Annotated in this window: 17 protein-coding genes and 1 pseudogene; 3 read left to right on the top strand and 15 right to left on the bottom strand. The window is 45.4% G+C overall.

The features are described from left to right. Window positions 1-146 precede the first annotated feature (146 nt). From QMA04_RS18240 to QMA04_RS04745, 6 genes and pseudogenes are all read right to left on the bottom strand, one after another. Window positions 147-647 (bottom strand): annotated as a pseudogene (locus QMA04_RS18240) (ABC transporter ATP-binding protein); the annotation flags it as partial. 26 nt (window positions 648-673) lie between these two features. Beyond that, entirely contained in the window at window positions 674-1,465 is a 792-nt protein-coding gene (locus tag QMA04_RS04765; protein WP_290184253.1) for an ABC transporter permease, read from the bottom strand. A gap of 37 nt (window positions 1,466-1,502) precedes the next feature. Next, entirely contained in the window at window positions 1,503-2,516 is a 1,014-nt protein-coding gene (gene galE, locus QMA04_RS04760; RefSeq protein WP_290184251.1) for a UDP-glucose 4-epimerase GalE, read from the bottom strand. Between the two features lie 185 nt (window positions 2,517-2,701). Further along, a complete protein-coding gene (locus QMA04_RS04755) occupies window positions 2,702-4,111 on the bottom strand; it encodes a S1C family serine protease (RefSeq protein ID WP_290184249.1) in 1,410 nt (469 codons plus the stop codon). Between the two features lie 337 nt (window positions 4,112-4,448). Further along, entirely contained in the window at window positions 4,449-4,850 is a 402-nt protein-coding gene (locus tag QMA04_RS04750) for a hypothetical protein (protein ID WP_290184247.1), read from the bottom strand. A 307-nt stretch (window positions 4,851-5,157) separates the two neighbouring features. Further along, on the bottom strand, window positions 5,158-5,709 hold the full coding sequence (locus QMA04_RS04745; protein ID WP_290184245.1) for a divergent PAP2 family protein: 552 nt from the start codon (window positions 5,707-5,709) through the stop codon (window positions 5,158-5,160). Window positions 5,710-5,980: 271 nt separating this feature from the next. Between QMA04_RS04745 and QMA04_RS04740 the strand changes: the two genes are divergently transcribed. Beyond that, window positions 5,981-8,647, top strand: a complete 2,667-nt coding sequence (locus tag QMA04_RS04740) for a YfhO family protein (RefSeq protein ID WP_290184244.1) — start codon at window positions 5,981-5,983, stop codon at window positions 8,645-8,647. Between the two features lie 59 nt (window positions 8,648-8,706). Beyond that, window positions 8,707-9,141: a GtrA family protein gene (locus QMA04_RS04735; protein WP_191713738.1), complete on the top strand. Its 435-nt coding sequence runs from the start codon at window positions 8,707-8,709 to the stop codon at window positions 9,139-9,141. Between the two features lie 41 nt (window positions 9,142-9,182). Here QMA04_RS04735 and QMA04_RS04730 read toward each other — a convergent pair whose 3' ends face one another. The 7 genes from QMA04_RS04730 to QMA04_RS04700 all read right to left on the bottom strand — a co-directional run bounded on the left by QMA04_RS04730 (window position 9,183) and on the right by QMA04_RS04700 (window position 16,675). Continuing rightward, window positions 9,183-9,881: a DUF998 domain-containing protein gene (locus tag QMA04_RS04730; protein WP_191713737.1), complete on the bottom strand. Its 699-nt coding sequence runs from the start codon at window positions 9,879-9,881 to the stop codon at window positions 9,183-9,185. 145 nt (window positions 9,882-10,026) lie between these two features. Continuing rightward, a complete protein-coding gene (locus QMA04_RS04725; RefSeq protein ID WP_290184241.1) occupies window positions 10,027-11,175 on the bottom strand; it encodes a S8 family peptidase in 1,149 nt (382 codons plus the stop codon). 154 nt (window positions 11,176-11,329) lie between these two features. Further along, a complete protein-coding gene (locus QMA04_RS04720) occupies window positions 11,330-13,006 on the bottom strand; it encodes a glycerol-3-phosphate dehydrogenase/oxidase (protein ID WP_290184239.1) in 1,677 nt (558 codons plus the stop codon). A gap of 283 nt (window positions 13,007-13,289) precedes the next feature. Continuing rightward, window positions 13,290-14,792, bottom strand: coding sequence for a glycerol kinase GlpK (glpK, locus tag QMA04_RS04715; protein WP_290184237.1), 1,503 nt, complete (start codon window positions 14,790-14,792; stop codon window positions 13,290-13,292). 18 nt (window positions 14,793-14,810) lie between these two features. Next, window positions 14,811-15,644, bottom strand: a complete 834-nt coding sequence (locus QMA04_RS04710; RefSeq protein WP_290184235.1) for an MIP/aquaporin family protein — start codon at window positions 15,642-15,644, stop codon at window positions 14,811-14,813. A gap of 177 nt (window positions 15,645-15,821) precedes the next feature. After that, window positions 15,822-16,367: a glycerol-3-phosphate responsive antiterminator gene (locus QMA04_RS04705; protein WP_191713732.1), complete on the bottom strand. Its 546-nt coding sequence runs from the start codon at window positions 16,365-16,367 to the stop codon at window positions 15,822-15,824. A 32-nt stretch (window positions 16,368-16,399) separates the two neighbouring features. After that, window positions 16,400-16,675 carry a YciI family protein gene (locus QMA04_RS04700; protein ID WP_290184232.1) on the bottom strand — a complete coding sequence of 92 codons (276 nt, stop codon included), beginning with the start codon at window positions 16,673-16,675 and terminating at the stop codon, window positions 16,400-16,402. Between the two features lie 306 nt (window positions 16,676-16,981). On the opposite strand from QMA04_RS04700, the gene QMA04_RS04695 reads away from it, so the two are divergent. After that, window positions 16,982-17,692, top strand: a complete 711-nt coding sequence (locus tag QMA04_RS04695; protein ID WP_290184230.1) for an MBL fold metallo-hydrolase — start codon at window positions 16,982-16,984, stop codon at window positions 17,690-17,692. A 69-nt stretch (window positions 17,693-17,761) separates the two neighbouring features. On the opposite strand, the gene QMA04_RS04690 is transcribed toward QMA04_RS04695, so the two are convergent. Both QMA04_RS04690 and QMA04_RS04685 read right to left on the bottom strand, forming a co-directional pair. Further along, window positions 17,762-18,310, bottom strand: coding sequence for a GNAT family N-acetyltransferase (locus QMA04_RS04690; RefSeq protein WP_191713730.1), 549 nt, complete (start codon window positions 18,308-18,310; stop codon window positions 17,762-17,764). Window positions 18,311-18,379: 69 nt separating this feature from the next. Further along, complete coding sequence (locus tag QMA04_RS04685; RefSeq protein ID WP_191713729.1) at window positions 18,380-19,024, bottom strand: flavin reductase family protein; 645 nt, start codon at window positions 19,022-19,024, stop codon at window positions 18,380-18,382. Between the last annotated feature and the right edge of the window lie 356 nt (window positions 19,025-19,380).

The following is a 19,380-nucleotide window of genomic DNA, read 5'->3' as shown; positions in this document are numbered from 1 at the left end:
ATCCACGCTGCTTTCGAACAAAATGATTCGACCGCGCGATTATCATGGCTGACAAAGATGATGGTTTTCCCCTGAAGCTTGAAATCATTCATTTTGTTCATGCATTTTCTTTGAAAGGCTGAATCTCCCACGGCCAGTGCTTCATCGACAATCAGAATATCCGGATCGACATTTACTGAAATGGCAAAGCCAAGTTTGGCCTTCATTCCTGAAGAATAATTTTTGACAGGCTGCCCGATAAATTCCCCAAGCTCAGAAAATTCGATGATGTCATCGATTTTCGCCAGCATTTCCTGTCTCGTATAGCCCAACAATGTACCTTTCATGAAAATGTTATCGTAACCGCTCAATTCCGAATCGATTCCAGAACTGACGTCCAAAAACACGATGGAGCCATGAACATCCACTTGCCCTGAAGTCGGTTCGGTAATGCCCGTAATGATTTTCAGCAAAGTCGATTTTCCGGAGCCATTCTTGCCCAGGATCCCAATCGACTCCCCCTTCGGGAAATCGAGCGAGACGCCAAGAAGCGCATAAAAATCCTTATGCAGCTTTTTGCGTGTCACCACTTCTTTAATAGGACCCCACGGATCCTTATAGAGACTGTATTTTTTTGTGAGTTCTTTGACGCTGACTGCTACATCCATCACGATCCGCCTTTCAGGAATAAATATTACAAGGTATCCAGGAAAATCGGCTTCATCCGTTTATGCAAGTAATTTCCGAGCAGGAAGAAGATGAGAACCAAAATCCAAAAGTATAAAGTATACAACGGCTGCTCCCAAAACCCGATGTCATAGAAAAAGGAATCCCTGTAGCCTTGGACAATGTAGTGGAAAGGGTTGATTTTGATGATCCACTCATACATGCCCAAATTGTCCGCTGACCAAAAAATAGGTGTCATCCAAAAAAGGAAAACCAGGATGGTGTCGAGAAAACGCCCGAAATCCTTGCTTACAGCTACCAATGGAGCAGTCACCGAACCGATTCCCAAAAGCAGCATGACAGCCGCAAAGTCGTAATAAATCAACTGGAAGTTATAGAGCGAAACTGTCTGAAGCGATAAAGCCATCAACACGAATATCACTGCCAATAGGATCAAATGGATGTAATACGAAAATAGAATCTGTACGGCCGGAAGAATAGCGATGGGAAAAGGCGTATTTTTGATGATCGATCTCTTGCTGCGAAATGATTTCTGCGTAAGCCGGAATCCATCATTCAGGAGAAACCAAGCCACCATTCCAATCGCCAGCCAAGCAAAAAAAGGAGCACCATCTACCGGACCACCAGCTCTCGCTCCAATACTGAAAACAAACCAGAAGACCGCAATGCGCATCAGGGGGTTGACGAGTCCCCAGACAAAGCCCAATAGCGTGCCTGCGTATTCTCTTTTGATTTCCTGAATGGAAAGAGACTGGATCATTCCTCTTTTTCTCCACATTTCTTTATAAATATCGAACATAATTCTTCTCCTCTGCAGCTTGCGTATAAATTATCGCCTATTGCGTGAAGCCGTCAGGATTTTGGACCTGCCAGTTCCAGGAATCCCTGCACATCTCCTTCAAACTTTTTTCTGCCTGCCACCCCAACAGCTTTTTGGCTTTTTCCGGATTGGCATAGCAGACCCCAATGTCTCCGGGTCTTCTATCGGTTATTTGGTAAGGAATCTGTTTTCCCGTTACATCATTAAAACTATTGACGATCTCCAATACGCTGTAGCCTGTTCCAGTACCAAGGTTGAACGTTTCTACTCCTTCGTGCTTTTCCAGATACTCCAGCGCCTTAATGTGCCCCTTCACCAAATCCATCACATGGATATAATCACGGACACCGGTTCCGTCGTTTGTCTCATAATCTCCGCCGAATATCTTCAGTTCCGGCTGTTTGCCGATTGCCACCTGCGTAATGTAAGGAATCAGGTTGTTGGGAATTCCTCGTGGATCTTCTCCCAGCTTTCCGCTTGGATGAGCTCCGATTGGATTGAAGTAGCGAAGAATCGCAATACGGATTGAAGGATTGGATAGAGCAAGATCGCGCAGTATTTCTTCAATCATCAGCTTCGTCCGTCCATAAGGGTTGGTTGCAGATAACGAAAACGACTCTTCAATCGGAACACGCTCCGGAAGACCGTAAACAGTGGCGGACGAACTGAAGACCAACTTCTGGACGTTATGCTTCAGCATCATTTCGCATAACGTTAATGTACCGCTAATATTATTGTGGTAATAGCTGAGGGGCATTTCAACCGATTGTCCGACAGCTTTATATCCGGCAAAATGCATAACTGCTGAAATGTCATACGTGGAAAAAATATCGTCCAAGGCCTGTGAATCCAATAAATCCACTTGATGGAATGCAAAATCTTTACCGGTCATTTCTTTTATGCGGTCAATGGCTGCTTTCTGGCTGTTTGACAGATTATCCACCACTACCACTTTATAGCCATTCTCAAGCAGTTCTACCGTGGCATGGCTGCCGATAAATCCTGCTCCCCCTGTGACAAGTACCGTCATATACATCCCTCTTTTAAAAGTTTTTTATAAATTAGAATTTTTAGTTAATTGATTCCATTACTATTATACTTCAAAAACTTCTATTCGCCACCTAAACATGAGACTTTTTGCTTTATTTCAAATAAAAAAAGTTGCTCATTCGAATCCCAGGATTCAAACGAACAACTTTAGCTTTACTATTTCCCTTACTCTTTGTTAACAATATCCGATACATAATAGAATCCATACTCATCCATTACAATGGTGTAGGTTTTGCTGCGTTCCTGTACAGACCAGACACCAGCTGTATCTTTAAAGTCGAATGCTTCTTCTGTATGCACGAGGGCATGATCCTCAAAGATTTCAATGCCTGAGATGTCCAGCTTCGTAAAGTTGAACTCTCTTCCCTGTCCAGAGATATCGGTGATGTATTCAGCAATGCCGTTGTAGATATCACTTTGGTAGACAAGAAGGTTCTGCACATAGAAGAAATCTTCTTCTTTCAATGCCGTTTCGTAATAATAACGGAAATCGCCGATGAACTCGCTTAAGTTGGTTTCATCGAATTTCATTTCCAAGTCAACATCGTATTCATAATCTTCGTCTTCGTAGCCGCTGAAGTCGTCATACGCCTTAAACATTGCCGCAACATCTTCTACAGCCATTGGCGACGCAACCCATTGCGATAATTGGTCGTACATTGAATACATCGGAATAGAGAAACCGATCGAATCGCCTTCTTCAATCACCAACGAGTTGATGCCGATCACTTTTCCTGTTGTCGCATCGACTAATGGGCCGCCGCTGCTGCCAGGCGCAATTTTAGCATCAATTTGATAGATATCTTCGTAAGTGAATTCCTGATAGAAGTCACGGTCCACTCCAGTCAAATAACCGATGGATGCCGTATTTTCTAAACCTGCCGGGCTTCCAAGTGCTATGACTTCAGTTCCCACATCAGTTGCTCCCATTTCCACTTCCAAGGGCACAATGCCTTCGAATGCTTCCACGTGGATCAATGCGATATCGGATTCACCAGAAATGCCGACAACCGTACCCGGGTGATCTTGTCCATTGATATTGCGGACCACTACATCAGTGAATCCTGCAACAGCATGGGCATTCGTGACAACCATACCTGTGTTTGAAAACAAGAATCCGGATCCTTGTCCGCCTTCAGTCAAAACCGTATAGACTTTTTGCTGAGATTCTTTGATGATCGCTGTTTTTTCTTTTTTCTTCGGTTCTACTTTTTCAGGTTGCTCAGAAGGCGGAACAACATTTTCCACCTTGGTGACTTTGCCTTCAACCGGTTCTTCTGCTGGCACTGTTTCTTCAGGTTCTTCTACCTTTTCCACTGTACCGGGTTCGATTTTCGGTTCTACTTCGGCTTCTTCTTTCGGTTCTTCCTTAGGTTCTTCCTTAGGTTCTTCTTTTACCTCAGGTGCCGCTTGTTGTGTCTCTTTTTCCGGTTGCTCTTGTTTCGGCGGCTCTGCTTGTTCCGGCTCATCCCCCAAAAACTGTGCTGAACCGATTCCGACACCAAGTAATGTCAATATCAATACGGTTGCGTAAACAAAGCTGCGCTTTTTCTGCTTTCTGCTTCTTCTTTGCATGAATTGTACCTCCTGATGGACTAGCAAAAATCCCCTTAATTTCTTCCATTATAAACCTTATAACGTCAAACAACTACTCAGGGTTGCAAGATGTAATAAAGTCTTCGCATTTGTAATAAATCTATCTATTCAGAAGGTAATATTATCATAAATATCAGATTTACATCCACTAAAACCATCGAAATGTAAAATATTCTTAAATAGACAGTATGCTGGAGATTGTCCAGTCAGTATAATCGAATTAGTAAAATACTATTTTTTAGGAACATAGAGAAGAAGAGAAAGCGCAATTGCCGTCATGACAATTGCGCTTTCTCTGTTTTCATTGAGTCAAGTGTTATTGCACATCAATCCCATGGATTTGCTCTTGAAGCTGCAACAGTTCTTTGAAGTTTGCGTTTATGGCTGGAGATGCTTCTTCTATCTCTTGAGACACTGTGTTTAATTCATGAATCAGGCCATCCAATGTGGACTGGTAGTCTTGATATTGTTCAAAGCTGATGGCTTCTTCGTCATCCAGTTCTTCAATCAATGCCTGAAGGTCTGCTTCCAATTCGGCTAGCTGTTGTTCGTAGGGGCCTAACCTTTCCAAAACTCCTGCACCCGGTTCGTAGGCCAGTTTTTGTTTTTCAGATGCTGGCGCGTTTGTTGCCACGTATGCTTGCGTGTCCACTTGCGTCGTCAAAACAAATCCAAGGGCGAATACAGGAACAGACATTTTCAAAAACGAAGTTTTCAAATGATCTTCCTCCTTCAAAATGATTAGGCGCTACACTCAGCTTATACCATTTGCCAATCACCGTAATCCCCTTATCCGGAGTCTTTAGAAACTCTTAATCTGCGCTTTACAATTGTGGCGTTTGATGACGAGGAAAGGTGTTGGGCGTTTGAGGTGCGCTTGCCGGGTTGTGAGGTGCGCTCTTGGCCGTTTGAGGTGCGCTTGTCCCGCCGCGAGGTGCGCTCCCAGCCAGTTGAGGTGCGCTTGTCGATTTTTCTGCTCGAATAAACAAAAAAACAGCCATTTCCCAAAGGAATGGCTGCATTTTTTAATGGGATCGTGTCAATCGGCGGCTGCGTCCGTTGTGGGGCAGACGTTTTTTGGAACGTTCTTCTTGTTCTTCGATTTCACGTTCACGGTTTTCAATAGCTGCGGAAACCAGTCCCAGGACGGTCCCAAAAGCAGCGCCTGCTAATACTTCAACTGGCTGATGGCCAAGCAATTCCTTCAATTCCTTTTCACGTTCCACAAACTCAAAGCTTGGGAACTCTCCAGAAAATTTCACGAAGCTGTCTTCCAAGTCATTGACCAAATGCGCAATCTCGCCGGTATGGCGGCGGATGCCTTGTGCATCGTACATGACGATAACGCCGAATACGATGGCCAATGCCGTTTCTGTATGACGCGCTCCTTTATTGGCAGCTACGTATGAAGCCAGTGCCGATACACCGGCTGAGTGGGAACTTGGCATGCCGCCTGTTGTAAAGGCCTGCTTCCAATCCCATTGTCCTGTCACCGATTTATGCGTGACGATCTTTAAAGCCTGCGCCACTCCGATTGCTCCTAATGAGGTTATCATTCCCCGGTTCATTTTTCTCATCTGCTCATCCTCCAGTTTCAGCTTGGCAACCACACAGTTGCCGTTCAATATACTTCTTTACCCATTATCGCAGCAGAATATGTAAAGAGAAGCCTATATAATTTCAACTTTATTTCTTAAGCCTGCCCAATACCATAAATTCACTCTTTTTAGATAAGTATATTGAATTTTCAATAAACTTTATCGATAAATTACTCAGACTCCTGTATATTGGAAGAAATGCCTGATGGCACTTTGTACCCGCTATATTTTTAATCGAGGTGTTCCAAGAATGGCAAAAAGAATCGACTATCAGCTGATTATCTTAACACTCCTGGTCCTGTTCATGGGCAGTCTTATTTTTTTTCGGATTCCTGCCAGTGGCTTTCTCTACATTTCATTAGGCGGCGACCCTTTTAATCAATACATCCACTTCTTCAACTTGTTCCACGACCTTGCCAGAAGCGGGGAAATGCCTTTTTGGTCCTGGAATTACGGTCCTGGCGGCAGCTTTTGGAATGACTTCGGCTATTACATGCTGGGCGATATTTTCATCTGGCCCTTGCTGCTGTTTCCTAAAGCCTGGTTCCCCATTTCCTTTATTCCTATGGCCGTCTTCAAAATTTTCCTCATCAGTTTAGGAACCTATCTTTTACTGAAGAAACTGGGCGTCAATAAAAACATCGCTTTGATAGGAGGGATTGCCAATAGTTTTGCATTGTTCAATTTCGATCACTTCTATACCCATTATTTTTTCTTGAACGCGACGGTCTACTTTCCGTTCATTCTTTTGGGATTCGAGCGGTTTTTATCCGCCAACAAACCGGCACTGCTCTTTGTTGCTTTGTTCTTTGCGAGCATCAGCAATTTCTATTTTCTCTTCATGATTACGCTTGGCCTTTTTTTCTACAGCGGGGTCCGTTATTTTGTTGCCAGCCATTCTGAAAAGACTGTGAAGGCATTTCTTTTTTTCCACTTTCGATTAGCTACGCTCTATTTACTGGCACTCGGAACCGCTATGGTCATTCTGTTGCCATCTGTATACAGCTTATTTCAGTCCAACGCCTTCTACCGGGCAGGACAGCCAATCGAAGATGCTTTATTGACTTTCAATGAAGTGATCCAAAAACTGCTGTGGCAAGGCGGCATCAATTTTGTCGTTCTTCTGGCACTCCCTCTTTTTTTCATCAACGGCTTCAAAAAACGTTTTCTGATTTTGGGATTTGCAGGGGTTCTGCTCATTTTCATGTTGATGGTCCAGCAACTCAATTCGCTGCTGGGCAGTTTTAGTACGCCGGATGAATTCAGGGCATTGTTTGTCTTCAACCTTTTTTTCATCATGCTTTCAGCCGTCGCTTTAAATGAAATGAACTTTAAACAAGCTAAAAACAGCATCGTGCTCATTTTTTGTTCACTATTAATCTACCTTTGGCTTGATAAAAATCCGTTTACCCATTACGATACCTTCATCAAATTCATGCCTTTAGCTTTTGCAATTCTATTTATAGCGGGGCAATTCGTTTCGAATAGACGATTGAAAGTCCCCGTTTTTTCATTTGCAGCGCTGGCGATCCTGCTCTATAGTTTGTTGCTTCCATACAGTTTGGTGACCGATCTGATTATGAAATCCGAAGGAGAGGAACTTGAAGAAACCCATAAAGGGGTTTGGGGCGTGTTGTCGCTCATGAGCAAAGACGATTACAAAAATCATTTTGATAACGAAGCCATCAAAGAGGGGCTTGCACAACTTGAACAGGACAAAGACTTTTATCGAATCAACATCAATTATCCCGGCGTATCCGGCTATAACGCCTCCATGAGCTATGGGTACAGGTCATACCTTACCTATCAATCCCTAGCCAAATGGAACTTGCAGAAGTTCGAGATGGACTATTTGGCAGCTGCAGGAACGCGAAGATTGAATGTGGTCAACGGCTTTCCAACCAACACGTTCCTGAATACCCTGCTAACTAATAAATACACGATTTCTTTTGCTGAACCCTATAATCTTTACGGCTACGAAACCATTTACGAAAATGAAAATATTGTCATCGAGGAAAACCGGTTCTCCTTGCCTATCGGTTTTTTATACAAAACAGCTATGCCGATTTCTGCAGTGGATGACACAAGGGATCCCCTGCTCGATGAACGGCTGCTGAGAAATGCCGTACTGCCGGATGATGTTTTCAATACCTCGGAACTGGACTCAGACGACTCTACCGCTTCTCAGACTATCAGCTCTTTGGCAGACGCTGTTTTTGACGATGAGACGCAGGTGGAGACCCGGGCCGATGGCGTCTGGGTGGAGTCTGACACCCCCATTGAACTAACCATCCCTATCCAAGACCACACGCTTTCCGAACTGACTGTTTATGCGGATGTCTTTCCTTATACAGAAAATGAAGGATTAACAATCAGGGCTGCCAGCAACCTTGGCGCCAGTTATGTTCTCCAAAAGAATATGCGGAACAACCGCTACGAAGTTGACCAATACACGTATACAGATGCAAAAAATCAAGTGCTGTTCCGTTTCGGAATGGACTCGGAAACGGAAGCCATTTCATTGACCATCCAACCTGGCGAATTTTTAATCAAGGATATCCAGGTGACTGCTGCCGATTATGAAACTTATGAAGAAATCATACGGGATTATCAGAACAGCAGCTTGCAGGACATCGATTACGGCAATAATTACGTCAATGGCCGTTATTCGGCAGAGCTGGATGCGGTTTTATTTTTATCCATTCCCTATTCACCAGGCTGGAAAGCAAATATCGACGGGCAACCGGTCGATACGTTCCCTGTCCATTCAGCCTATACCGGAATACTTGCCCCTTCCGGTGAGCACGCAATTGCGTTAAGATATAAACCGGAAGGATTCACGGCTGGTTTATTCATTTCCATCATCAGTTTTCTCGGAGCCGTTTTCCTGCAGATCCGCAAACTAAGATTCAGCTAATAAAAACTTCCGTGGGTTGTTGAACCTTCATCACATCAGTAGAAAGAACGGAGATTTCAATGAAAAAAATTTTAACCAAAGATTGGCGCAGCATCCTTATGTACCTCATCATGGGTGGCTGGACCACTGTCGTCAATATCGTCGTCTATTGGATTTGTGAAGAGCTGTTCCACCTCGATTACCGCATTTCAACCACGATTGCCTGGGTATTCGCCGTCGTTTTCGCTTACGTCGTCAACAAGCGTTTTGTCTTCAAAAGCGTCACTAACACTTGGCGCGACCGCTTTGCTGAAATGGGTTCGTTTTTCGGGTTCCGTGTCTTGTCGTTTTTTATGGATCTGGGCACCATGATGGTTTTAGTCGGGTTGTTGAGCATCAATGGCACCATATCAAAAATCCTGGCCAATGTGATTGTGTTGGTCGCGAATTACATCTTCAGCAAGAAATTCATCTTTAAAGACCGTTCAGCTCCAGCAGCGGAAAAAGTTCAATAAGCCTCAAAATGCCGGACAGGATATTTCCTGATCCGGCATTTTCATGGTTCTTTGTAAACTTCCACAAGCCCCATCCTCTTCACTTCCATATCGATGATTTTCGGCAGCCGGTAGAGGTAAAGCGACAGCACGAAAGTCCATAACTGAAGAGTGAACACGGTCACACGTTCAACCAGCCCGGCATAGGGCAGATCATAGTTCAACACAATCGGAGTCGCAATTCCCGCTAAAACAATTACGACGGCACAGACCAGTGTAAATACCCCGATCCCCTTGAAATTCTTAGTGAGCCAGAGGCCGTAGCCGATGGCAAACAATGCACCCACCGTCGCAATCACAACGATGGCTGTAATGGCCAAATGCATAAAATTCCCGAAGGTCAGTACTTCCCCTCCTTGCTCCAACGGAAATAAACCATAACCCACCAGCGAAGCCGTATGCATAGTCAGCAGCAGAAGGGCGCCAAATCGGGCGATTGCGTCCACTTTGTATTTACGGAAAAGCACATAAAGCGCAATTGAGAAAAGAACTGCCAGAATGCCATAGCCCAGTGTAAAGATCCTTAACATTTCTGCATCGGGTGCACCGTTTCCTGTCAGTTCGCTGATTGTCTGTTTTACATGGCTATAGCCAACCCATAATACGCCGCCCATGACCACGTGGGAAATATAAACGAGCGCAGCAATTGCGCCGCTTAACGCAATGAATTGCCAGTAGTTTTTTTGTGTTCCGAATTTCATATTTTCACCGCCGAATTTATTTCTGAATATTCTATCATTATACACTTTTTGGAACAGACTTTCCCATTTCCAAAGCATCATTTTAAAGTTTGACAGAAAAAAGCTGCATGGGGCTTTCCTCAAGAAAGACTCATGCAGCTGCATTTTATTTCTTTAACGCTTTATTGGCATTGACGCGTCCATGCCCGTAAACATCATCTCTGCCTGCCTTCCCTAAATCATCCGAAGAAGAAAACAACCGCTTTTCGATTTCCTTATTGCTGAGGGATGGTTGATTGGCTTTGATCAATGCTGCCACACCCGAAACAATCGGCGTTGCCATGGAAGTTCCGCTTAATGGACCGAATTGATTGGAAGGCAATGTGGAATAGACATCCACTCCTGGCGCCGTTAGATCGATGGTCGGCCCTTTATTGGAAAACAAAGCGCTGACGTCTGTACGGGTCACTGCACCGACTGAGATAACATTATTTAAAGAAGAAGGATAATGGGCGTTACGCGTTCCTTCATTTCCTGCGGCGGCCACAATGACGATGCCCCGTTTATGTGCTTTTTGGATTACTTGATCCAAAGCTTCACTGTAATAATACGAGCCCAAGCTCATATTGATGATGTCGACATTCGCTTTGATGGCATGTTCGATGCCATGAATCAAGGTGGAAGTATAGCCATAGCCATTTTGGTCAATAACATCAATCGGCATGATCTTCGTCGAAGGCGCTACTCCCGCTCCCCACATTCCATTGCCTGCTGAAGCGGCAATCAAGCCCGCTACGTGTGTGCCATGCTTCCCAGCAGTGACGGTTCCTTTTTTCTTATTGAGTGCATCGTAAGGAGCGACAAATTGTTTTTTCAGTTCCGGATGCGCCACATCCATACCGTCATCGATCACCGCTACGACCACTTTTTTTGAGCCTTTGGTTTGCTTCCATGCAGCAGCTGTCTGAATTTGTGTATGATGGTATTGCCGGGTAGCCAGTTCCGGGTCCTTCCGTTTATAGGCAAGTTCAATCTGGTAATCCGGCTCGACAAATTCAATGTCGTCCCGTTCTTCCAGTTCTTCCATGTAGTTCTCCATGGATTCACCTTCCGGCACTTCAAATGCTGCGGTCTCCACTTCTCCATTTTCATCACTAACTGCCACATTCGCCGCTGCGATTCCTGTTTGCGCACCTTCTTTAAACTTTACAATCACCCGCTGCGGATCTGCTTCTGCAAAAGCTTTAGTGCTATTACCTATGGACGCGGTGAACATCAACAGCAAAATTGTAAAAAGGCAGATAATTTTTTTCATGACTATTCCCCATCCCATTGTTTTATAGTCTGAATATTATGTATAATAAGATATTTTTATTAATTATAAACCCTAAAGATTTATTTTCCAAGCTTATATGAAAAAAATCCCATCTGCTCTCAATTTAATGAGGGCAGATGGGATTTTATAAACATTAGCTTAAGCTTTGAGAAGATACTTCAACCGGATGGACGGCTTCGTAAAGCAAGCCTTCCAATTCAGCGCGGTAATCCGCCGTTTGTTCGTCGGTCCAGGCAAGTGTCTTGCCCATATAAGCGATAACGGCTTCTTTATGCGCATGCACCCAGTGGATGTTAAAGTACAAGGCACCTGTACGGCGAATAAAGAAATCGATTGGCTTATAGGCGGCTTCGTATTCCATGGAATAGCGCAGCATTGCGTAGACCAGCGGATCAAGTCCAGCATGTGCCGCCTCGTCTAATCCAGTCGTATAGAAACGCAGTACTTTATCGACATTTGCACCATAGCGGTTTACGAGCATCCGCATCGCGTCAGGAGTCAATCCCATGTCTGCAGCTTGATGGACACGATCCGCCATAAAGGTTTCAAATCCTTTTGAGCCGCCTACTTCACCGCCGGAAATCGGCAGGTGTTTAGTCGAGCTCTTCGGATACTTCGATCCTTCTTCTTTTTTCAATTGTTCGGCAACCAGGTCGACGATGCTTTCCCCCATTTTGCGGTAGCCGGTCAATTTGCCGCCTGCAATCGAAATCAACCCTGAATCCGATACGAAAATTTCATCCTTCCGTGAAATCTCGGAAGGATCTTTGCCTTCTTCGTGGATCAACGGTCGCAATCCAGCCCAGCTGGATTCAATATCCGCTTCTGTAATATTCACTTCCGGGAACATGAAGTCGATTGCTTTCAAAACATAATTGCGGTCTTCCAACGTCATCGTTGGATGCGCAATATCCTGTTTGTAGACCGTATCTGTTGTCCCTACATAGACTTTGCCTTGGCGAGGAATCGCAAACGCCATACGGCCATCCGGCATGTCAAAATAAATCGCCTGTTTCAATGGGAAGCGACGGCCGTCAAAGACCAAATGAATCCCTTTCGTCAGTTGAAGTGTTTTACCGAATTTCGAATGGTCTTTGTCGCGCAGCGTATCAACCCATGGCCCTGCTGCATTGACAATTTTCTTCGCGTACAATTCGTGGATGGTGCCATCAATTTGGTCTTCCACTTGGATGCCGACTGTTTTGCCATTATCGTAGATGAAGCTTTTCACTTTCGCATAGTTCATCGCCAACGCGCCTTTTTCAACAGCTTTCTTCATGACTTCCATTGTCAGGCGTGCATCGTCGGTTTTGTATTCCACGTAATAGCCGCCGCCTTTAATATCTTTTTTCTTCAATAAAGGCTCGCGGCGCAAGGTTTCTTCCTTGCTCAACATTTTGCGGCGTTCGCCTTTTTTCACGCCTGCCAAAAAGTCATAGACGCGCAGTCCGACGTTGGTGCTCAAAGGCCCAAATGTCCCGCCTTTATAGAACGGCAACAGCATCCATTCTGGAGTTGTCACGTGTGGCCCATTTTCATAAACGATTTCACGTTCTTTGCCGACTTCAGCAACCATCTTCACTTCGAATTGCTTCAAGTAACGCAAGCCTCCGTGAACCAATTTAGTGGAACGGCTGCTTGTTCCTGCTGCAAAATCCTGCATCTCCACAACCGCTACGTCCATGCCGCGTACAGCTGCATCAAGCGCGATGCCCGCACCCGTGATTCCGCCGCCAATAACAAGGACGTCCAATTGCGCTTGTTTCATTTGTTCATAACGTTCGCTTCTATTCAAGCTTGAAAATTTCATAAGTTGATCTGCTCCTTTTTTGTGTGTAGGTTAAAGAAAATATGTTGATGCTTGATAGTGGAATCTCATTCTTTCTGATACTGCATCACTACCCTATTTTGTAAAGTGCTAAGCTGATTCGCGTGACTCGAAGCAGTGTGGAAAATCAGTTCTCACTCGGCTTGAATCACCATTTTCCCATATAAAAAGAGAGATCAAGGCACAGCTGCAGAATTTCTTCTGCAAAACTGGCTTGGTCTCTCATAGTCTCCGGCCGTATATCTCTCATTTATTAACTTGTAGGTTAGTTCACTGGTTTAAAAGTACGTGTTGCAGTTACCGCGTTTTTCCAGCCTTCGTAAAGCGTTCCGCTTTGTTCAGTCGGCATGTCGCGTGTAAAGGTCTTATCGATCTGCCATTGCTGGGCGATCTCCTCTTTGTCTTTCCAGAAACCGACTGCGAGTCCTGCCAGGTAAGCTGCACCCAGTGCTGTCGTTTCCTGGATCACCGGACGTTCTACTGGAACATCCAGGATGTCACTTTGGAATTGCATCAGCAAATCATTGCCGACCGCTCCGCCATCAACGCGCAAGGTCTTCAATTCGATCCCTGCATCTTCTATCATAACATCTACGACGTCTTTTGTCTGGTATGCGAGCGCCTCAAGCGTCGCACGGATGAAATGTGCTTTCGTCGTGCCGCGTGTCAAGCCAAAAACAGCACCGCGTGCATCGGTATCCCAGTAGGGTGTTCCAAGGCCCACAAAGGCTGGAACCATATAGACGCCTTCAGTTGAGTCGACTTGCATGGCGTAGTCTTCGCTTTCCGGCGCATTTTCGATGACCTGCAATCCGTCGCGCAGCCATTGGATCGCTGAACCGGCAACAAAAATACTGCCTTCCAATGCGTATTCCACTTTGCCGTCAACGCCCCATGCCAATGTCGTCAATAAACCGTGCTCCGATACGACGCCTTCTTCACCGGTGTTCATCAGCATAAAGCATCCTGTGCCGTATGTGTTTTTCGCCATGCCTTTTTCAAAGCATGCCTGGCCGAAAAGTGCAGCCTGCTGGTCACCGGCGATGCCGGCGATCGGCACTTGGTGGCCGAAGAAATGATAATCAACAGTGTTGGCATAGACCTCAGAAGACTGGCGGACTTCAGGCAGCATGCTCTTCGGCACTGTCAGGATATCCAAAAGCTCCTGGTCCCATTCCAAGTCGTAGATATTGTACATCAATGTACGGGATGCATTGCTGTAATCCGTGACGTGCGCTTTTCCGCCTGACAGTTTATAGACAAGCCACGAATCGATCGTTCCGAACATCAAATCGCCGTTGTCCGCTTTTTCGCGTGCGCCTTCCACATTGTCCAGAATCCATTTCACTTTCGTCCCGGAGAAATAGGCATCAATCAGCAAGCCTGTCTTTTTGCGGAACAATTCGTTTAAGCCCTGCTCTTTCAAGTCGTTGCAGATGCCGTCTGTTTGGCGTGACTGCCAGACGATTGCTTTGTAGATCGGTTTGCCTGTGTTGCGGTCCCAGACGACTGTCGTTTCGCGCTGATTCGTAATTCCGATGCCGGCAATTTGGCTCGGGTCGATGTCCGATTTGCGCAATACTTCTGCAATACAAGCTAAAACAGACGTCCAGATTTCATTGGCATCATGCTCTACCCAACCCGGTTTCGGGAAAAACTGTTGAAATTCCTGTTGGGCCGTTTTAAAAATTTCACCTTTGTGGTTCAGCAATACGGCACGCGAACTGGTTGTGCCCTGGTCTATGGATAAAATATAATCTTTACTCAAAACGATCTCCTCCAATGATTATGAAACAATTTTCTCTTCTAATTTATCAGCGGTGGTCCGCTCTTTTTTCAATTCTACACTTGCTGCACCGAATAAAACCAGGAACAAGATTGCGCTCATGATCCAAAACGGCAAGCCGTATGCACCAGTGAACAATGCTTTATAGAACAACGCTCCGTAAACGCCGCCGAAGATGGGTCCGATAACCGGTACCCAGGCGTATGACCAGTCCGATTTCCCTTTCCCGGGAATCGGCAATAACGCGTGTGCGATACGCGGTCCGAGATCACGCGCCGGATTGATGGCGTAACCCGTCGTGCCGCCAAGCGACAGCCCGATTGCTAGAATCAATGCACCGACAATCAACGGATTTAAGCCTTCCGTGAATTCATTGGCACCGATAAACAGCAAGCCCATAACCAATACGGCTGTGCCGATGATTTCGCTGACCATATTCGAAAATGGCCGGCGGACCGCTGGAATTGTCGCAAATACTCCAAGCTTCGTTTCTGCATCTTTGGTGCGTTCCCAATGCGGCAAGTAGTTTAAAAAGACAATCGTTGCCCCGATGATCGCCCCCAAAATCTGTGCGGCTATGTAAACGGGAACTTGCGACCAAGGAAAATCGCCTACAGCTGCAAATCCAAGCGTCACGGCCGGATTTAAGTGTGCCCCTGAAAAACTGCCGACTGCATAAACACCCATCGTTACAGCCAATCCCCATGCAATCGTAACGACGATCCAGCCGCCATTTTCAGCTTTGGAATCTTTTAATGCCACGCCTGCTACTACACCTGCACCGAAAATAATTAAAATCATCGTGCCGATCAATTCTGCTACAAATTCCGTCATTGTGATGAACCCCTTTGTATTTTTTGAACCATTATCAGGAAAACATAAAAAGACCCACGCTGAACCAAGCGACTTCTCCATAAGAAGCGCTCGTTCCAGTGTGGGTCTCCATTTCTCCTACACAGTTCTTAACTTGTAAATACTAAGTTACCAGTTCATGAAAACGCTGTCAACGTTTTATAACTCCCAAAGTTCGGGCTGAGAAGTTGAAATTGCTTTGGCTCCACCATCATAAGCCAATAAAATATCTTCTTTTGTGCGGATCAACCCGCCGGCAATTACCGGAATGCCGGTTTTATCGAAAACTTCCTTGATAACGGATGGAATGATTCCAGGCAAGATTTCGATATAGTCCGGCTTCACTTGATTGATCAAGTTGATATTGTGTTCAAGCGCCTGGCTGTCCAGCAAGAATAGCCGCTGAATTGTCATCAAGTTATTTTTCTTGGCCAATGCGATGACATTGCTGCGTGTTGAAACGATGCCATCCGGTTTGACTTCCCTCACAAGGTATTCAAAGCCATAAGAATCTGTCTTCAGTCCCTGAATCAAATCGACATGAAGGATGACTTTCTTTTTGGCTTTTTTCGCGACTTGCACCAATTGCTTAAGCTGCGCCAAGCGGATTTCCAAAAAGATGATGTATTCATGATCGCTCTTCAACAAACGTTCAAATTCTTTCATATTACGCAAAACCGGCAAAACGCCCTTCAACTCATGCACCGAGTTTCCCCCTCAATCAAATTACAGAATCCTTACGGAGCTTCCTCCGCCCAAACGGCTTCCCATTCAAAAATTTCATATTGCCTGGCGCCTTCCACGATATACGGATCTGTAATGACCAGCGCTTCACAGGCTTCAAACGATGGAGCTTTGTAGATGACCAATCCGCCCGAACCGTCTGCAAACTTGCCATTGGCTGCCACATGTCCGCTATTGCGCATTTTCTCGAGAAACGCCAGATGCTGCGGCCGAAAATCACGGCTCTTGTCTGCATTTCTCATCGGCAATAGCACAGCGAAATATTTCATGATCATGCCCCCTTTCTCCTATTATAAGGAGCACGCCCGAAAAAGTCTTTCATTGCCATCATTTCTATGGAAATCCGCGCGGAATTCCAGTTAATTGGATATACAGTCCGGCTTCATTCAAATACAGTCCAGATTGATGAAATACTGTCCACTTCCATTACAACACTGTCCAAACTCAAAAAATACTGTCCACGACGAATAAAACTCATTCCAGGTGCCTAAATATCGGATGAATACCGATTTCAAACTCACAAAAATGGGTAAACTGGAACTACTATACATCAATTGTTAAGGAGCTGGTTGGCTGTGCAGATGACGAAAAAAGGACCTGTCTATCAATTGACATTCATGCCCCGATTTTTCCCGATTAATTGCTATATCATCGACGAAGAAACGGAATTGACGCTTATTGATGCTGCGCTGGGATTCAACACAAAACAGATTTTATTGTCCATCAAAGTCATGGAAAAGCCGTTGACCCGCATCATCATCACCCATGCCCACAGCGACCATATCGGCGCACTTGATGCCATTAAACGTGAATGGCCCGATGCCGTCGTCTTCATGTCGCCACGTGATGCGCGTCTGCTTGCAGGCGACATGAGCTTGCTGCCTGGCGAACCTGATTCGCCGATCAAAGGCGGCGTTCCCAGAAACGTCAAAACACAGCCCGACCGCTTGCTTGAAGAAGGAGATTCCGCCGGCTCCCTGCAAGTGGTCAATACACCTGGCCACACGCCCGGTTCCATTTCGTTGCTGCACACACGCTCTCATTTCCTGATCGCTGGAGACGCTTTCCAAACACGCGGCGGCATAGCTGTTTCCGGTACATTTAAACCGTTGTTTCCGTTTCCGGCCTTTGCCACATGGAACAAACAAACCGCATTGGAAAGTGCCAAGAAAATCCGGCAATTAAATCCACAGCTATTGGCTGTAGGACATGGCAAGATGATCGACAAACCGCTTGATGCCATCGATTTAGCCATCATGGAAAGCGAGAAAAGCCTGCAATCCTAGTTGCGGATGCACAACAGCTATTTACACAAACTAAAACCGTTTGCCCGGCAATTCTCCGGGCAAACGGTTTTAGTCAAATGACTTTTTGCGGCTCACACGCATCAGCATCACGGGCCTTGGTTCATCCAGTACTTCATCAACTTGCCGCGTCTTTTCAAATCCTGTTTTTTCGTAAGCACGGATGGCAACTGTATTCCGGATGTCCGGATCAGTGACGCAGAACTGGATTTTTGGATCTGTAAAAATGATTTCTTTCAGGAATTTTTGAAGTACTTTGGAACCGAGCCCTTTGTTCCGATAGCTTTTTGCGCCGATCAATATATCCAGACCGGCAGCTTTTTGCAATTCCTCGTATTTTTCATTGCCTGGATAATCACTCCAGTGATATGTCTGAATATAGCCGATGGGCGTCTCTTCGTAATAGATGATATAGGGCTTGGTCGAATCCTTGCCCTTGATGCTGGCTGTGAATTCCTGCAGAAATTGGCCATATGTATGGCCTTGTACATAACCCCAGAAGCGATTTGTTGGTGGTTCTTTAGTAATCCAATCATAGAGCTGCGGCAAATGTTCACGCCGCAATCGACGAAAACTGACTTTCCGTATATCCAAGCCCATCCCAACACCCCTTTCTGTTTTTCTAGAAAGAAAAACTGCTGTGCTTTATTCTATGCTACAAACAAAAACTCACGGTTTCATTGATTTGTCCACAGGCGTCTTCAAGATGTCTTCCAGATTTTCAGTCGGCAATGAAAAAATGGTTTCCACCGGCGCATAATTTCCGGCTAACCGGCCAATCGGCGCAAGTTTCTCCAAATTGATGCGGCCATTTTGATACAGCTCGTCTTTCACATGGAACTTGACCAGTCGGCCAATCACGAGATGGTCGTCCCCCAACTGGATGATGTCATGCAGTTTGCATTCCATATTGATGGGCGCTTCCAATACGCGCGGTACCGATACAGCAAGCGATTCCGTCGCCGTCAATCCCGCGTACGCAAATTCGTCGACTTCACTCGGTACATGTTCCCCGCTTTTGGCCATTTCGTTAGCCAGCGATGCTGTGACAATATTGATGACAAACTCCTGGTTGTCCCGGATGTTCTGCAAAGTATCTTTGACCGTGCCCGCGCGTTCCTCCACCCCTTCCCCTACAGAAAATGCCAGCATCGGCGGATTTCGCGATACCACTGTAAAGAAGCTGAAAGGCGCTAAATTGGCAATGCCTTCTGGGGACAGTGTCGACACCCAGGCAATCGGCCGAGGCACCACACTGCCGATCAATAATTTATAGTTTTGCTTGGCCGTCATATTCAGCGGATCGATGATCATTGCCGTTTCCCCCTTTAACAATCTCTATTGTTATTCTTTTCCCTTTTCGGACCATGCCGAACCTGCTTTCAATGCGAAAATCACCTTTCACATCCCACCAATCAGCTGTCTTTCGTTTATTCGATACTAGCTGATTGTATCCCTGTCTAGTTTTGGAAATATGGAAAATAAAAAGGCAGAAACCCCCGTCGTTTCAGGTTTTCAACTTGTTATTTACAAGATTAGTCTATTTACCATTTCAAAAGGTATTTGCCTTTCAATTTTTCTAGATCTCTTGATTTCACTGGCGCACTCTTCCGGAATTAAGAAATACTCTGTTTTACACATACAAAGTTTGCTATGATTGGAAATGGAAT

It is taken from the genome of Planococcus sp. APC 3900, assembly GCF_030407735.1.
GTDB classification, from domain to species: Bacteria; Bacillota; Bacilli; order Bacillales_A; family Planococcaceae; genus Planococcus; species Planococcus notacanthi.
The sequence above is the reverse complement of the archived record's forward strand: the minus strand, read 5'-3'. Positions and strand labels throughout refer to the sequence as shown.

Coding starts and splice junctions, on each gene's coding strand:
- QMA04_RS04730 (WP_191713737.1), bottom strand. CDS start 9,881: ATGAAATTCGGAACACAAAAAAACTACTGGCAATTCATTGCGTTAAGC.
- QMA04_RS04765 (WP_290184253.1), bottom strand. CDS start 1,465: ATGTTCGATATTTATAAAGAAATGTGGAGAAAAAGAGGAATGATCCAG.
- QMA04_RS04720 (WP_290184239.1), bottom strand. CDS start 13,006: ATGAAATTTTCAAGCTTGAATAGAAGCGAACGTTATGAACAAATGAAA.
- QMA04_RS04690 (WP_191713730.1), bottom strand. CDS start 18,310: ATGGGCTTGGATATACGGAAAGTCAGTTTTCGTCGATTGCGGCGTGAA.
- QMA04_RS04755 (WP_290184249.1), bottom strand. CDS start 4,111: ATGCAAAGAAGAAGCAGAAAGCAGAAAAAGCGCAGCTTTGTTTACGCA.
- QMA04_RS04735 (WP_191713738.1), top strand. CDS start 8,707: ATGAAAAAAATTTTAACCAAAGATTGGCGCAGCATCCTTATGTACCTC.
- QMA04_RS04725 (WP_290184241.1), bottom strand. CDS start 11,175: ATGAAAAAAATTATCTGCCTTTTTACAATTTTGCTGTTGATGTTCACC.
- QMA04_RS04745 (WP_290184245.1), bottom strand. CDS start 5,709: ATGAGAAAAATGAACCGGGGAATGATAACCTCATTAGGAGCAATCGGA.
- QMA04_RS04700 (WP_290184232.1), bottom strand. CDS start 16,675: ATGAAATATTTCGCTGTGCTATTGCCGATGAGAAATGCAGACAAGAGC.
- QMA04_RS04740 (WP_290184244.1), top strand. CDS start 5,981: ATGGCAAAAAGAATCGACTATCAGCTGATTATCTTAACACTCCTGGTC.
- QMA04_RS04710 (WP_290184235.1), bottom strand. CDS start 15,644: ATGACGGAATTTGTAGCAGAATTGATCGGCACGATGATTTTAATTATT.
- galE (WP_290184251.1), bottom strand. CDS start 2,516: ATGACGGTACTTGTCACAGGGGGAGCAGGATTTATCGGCAGCCATGCC.
- QMA04_RS04685 (WP_191713729.1), bottom strand. CDS start 19,024: ATGATCATCGATCCGCTGAATATGACGGCCAAGCAAAACTATAAATTA.